The following is a 1,679-nucleotide window of genomic DNA, read 5'->3' as shown; positions in this document are numbered from 1 at the left end:
CCGGCGAAAAACCGCCCATGCCAAGCGGGGGATACTAACCGCCCGGAGCCTGCCCTATCACCCTTGTGGTGTGTGGGTTTTGGCCGAGCGCGGGACCTGATCCCGGGAGGTAAGCGTATTAACAGGTGTGACGCAGGAAGGTAGCCGGGCCGGGCGATGGTTGCCCCGGTCTAAGGATGTAGGGTCAGGGATAGGCAAATCCGTTCCTGTGTGTTGAATCACGATCCTGAGATCTGATGGGACTCCCGTTTGGGGGGATCCGGTGATCCTATGCTGCCAAGAAAAGCATCGACGCGAGGTTTTAGCCGCCCGTACCCCAAACCGACACAGGTGATCAGGTAGAGAATACCAAGGCGATCGAGAGAATTATGGTTAAGGAACTCGGCAAAATGCCCCCGTAACTTCGGGAGAAGGGGGGCCTGCCCCGTGATGGAGACTTGCTCTCCGTGAGCGGGTGTGGGCCGCAGAGACCAGGGGGAAGCGACTGTTTACTAAAAACACAGGTCCGTGCGAAGTCGCAAGACGATGTATACGGACTGACTCCTGCCCGGTGCTGGAAGGTTAAGAGGACCGGTTAGCCACCTTGTGTGGCGAAGCTGAGAATTTAAGCCCCAGTAAACGGCGGTGGTAACTATAACCATCCTAAGGTAGCGAAATTCCTTGTCGGGTAAGTTCCGACCTGCACGAATGGAGTAACGACTTCCCCGCTGTCTCAACCATAAACTCGGCGAAATTGCAGTACGAGTAAAGATGCTCGTTACGCGCAGCAGGACGGAAAGACCCCGAGACCTTTACTATAGTTTGGTATTGGTGTTCGGAGTGGCTTGTGTAGGATAGGTGGGAGACGTTGAAACCCGGACGCCAGTTCGGGTGGAGTCATCGTTGAAATACCACTCTGGTCACTTTGGACATCTAACTTCGGCCCGTGATCCGGGTCAGGGACAGTGCCTGATGGGTAGTTTAACTGGGGCGGTTGCCTCCTAAAAAGTAACGGAGGCGCCCAAAGGTTCCCTCAGCCTGGTTGGCAATCAGGTGTCGAGTGTAAGTGCACAAGGGAGCTTGACTGTGAGAGAGACATCTCAAGCAGGGACGAAAGTCGGGACTAGTGATCCGGCGGTACATTGTGGAATGGCCGTCGCTCAACGGATAAAAGGTACCTCGGGGATAACAGGCTGATCTTGCCCAAGAGTCCATATCGACGGCATGGTTTGGCACCTCGATGTCGGCTCGTCGCATCCTGGGGCTGGAGTAGGTCCCAAGGGTTGGGCTGTTCGCCCATTAAAGCGGTACGCGAGCTGGGTTTAGAACGTCGTGAGACAGTTCGGTCCCTATCCGCTGCGCGCGCAGGAAATTTGAGAAGGGCTGTCCTTAGTACGAGAGGACCGGGACGGACGAACCTCTGGTGTGTCAGTTGTACTGCCAAGTGCATCGCTGATTAGCTACGTTCGGATGGGATAACCGCTGAAAGCATCTAAGCGGGAAGCTCGCTTCAAGATGAGATTTCCATACACATAATGTGTGAGAGGCCCCCAGCCAGACCACTGGGTTGATAGGCCGGATGTGGAAGCGAGGACTAAAGACTCGTGAAGCTGACCGGTACTAATAGGCCAACAACTTACACCACACAACACACTGCACGCGTCCACTATGTGGTTCCCGAACAACAACCCACCACGGGT

The 1,679-nt window shown here is 55.3% G+C and carries 1 rRNA gene; it reads left to right on the top strand.

The window, feature by feature from the left end:
- Positions 1-1,624, top strand: a 23S ribosomal RNA gene (locus BLW08_RS23575); the annotation flags it as partial.
- Positions 1,625-1,679 lie beyond the last annotated feature (55 nt).

It is taken from the genome of Arthrobacter sp. cf158 (assembly GCF_900106835.1).
GTDB lineage: Bacteria > Actinomycetota > Actinomycetes > Actinomycetales > Micrococcaceae > Arthrobacter.
This window is presented reverse-complemented; position numbering and strand designations above follow the sequence as displayed.